Genomic DNA, 673 nt, shown 5'->3' with positions numbered 1-673 from the left:
GCTCCAACAGCTCAACAAGAAGAACTATTGTCACGTCTTCATTGCCATATCTTTTATGGACACCGTAATTACTCTAATTTAGATGCTAAACAAATTTATAATCTCCATGCCAAGATTATTATTATAGGAACAACAGCAGCCTATATGGGTTCTCAGGATTTTGCATTTGGAAGACGTTCTAATCATGACTTAACTTATAAAACTACTGATTTAAATGAAATTCAAGCTATTACTCAATTAGTGGATGCTTTACATCGAGGATAACCGAAAATGACCAGACTCTTTAACCTAGAATCATACCCAGAAATCTGTAAGTACACGCAAATTTTTGGGGAATCGTTATCTTTAAATTCTCCTAATATTCCTTTTGCTTATCGAGATTTTTTAAATACCTATAAAGATCGTCATTTTATATCCCCTGCTAATCTTTCAAGTTATTATTCTAATACTATAGTTAGAGGTGAATATAAACCTCAATTCTTAGGTGACCAACTGGATGATCAGCAAGAAGGTGATTTAGTTATTGTTCGTGATATTGATGTGCTGAGCCTGCAAAATTTAGATTGTCCCTATATTTATGCCAGTGCTTATCGCTATTGGAACTACGTCACTCAGCTTCAAAATATTGCTAAAGAGAATAAACCATTAGTTATTTATGATTTAGACAGTTTAC

2 protein-coding genes are annotated in these 673 nt (G+C 33.1%); both read left to right on the top strand.

Features of this window, described 5'->3' with window-relative positions; all coding sequences use genetic code 11:
- On the top strand, positions 1 to 264 hold a 264-nt coding region (locus tag ODQ17_RS19080), incomplete at its 5' end, for a hypothetical protein (RefSeq protein ID WP_322905638.1).
- A 6-nt stretch (positions 265 to 270) separates the two neighbouring features.
- On the top strand, positions 271 to 673 hold a 403-nt coding region (locus ODQ17_RS19075), incomplete at its 3' end, for a hypothetical protein (RefSeq protein ID WP_322905636.1).

This window comes from Acinetobacter sp. IRS14, assembly GCF_034650275.1.
GTDB classification, from domain to species: Bacteria; Pseudomonadota; Gammaproteobacteria; order Pseudomonadales; family Moraxellaceae; genus Acinetobacter; species Acinetobacter oleivorans.
This window is presented reverse-complemented; position numbering and strand designations above follow the sequence as displayed.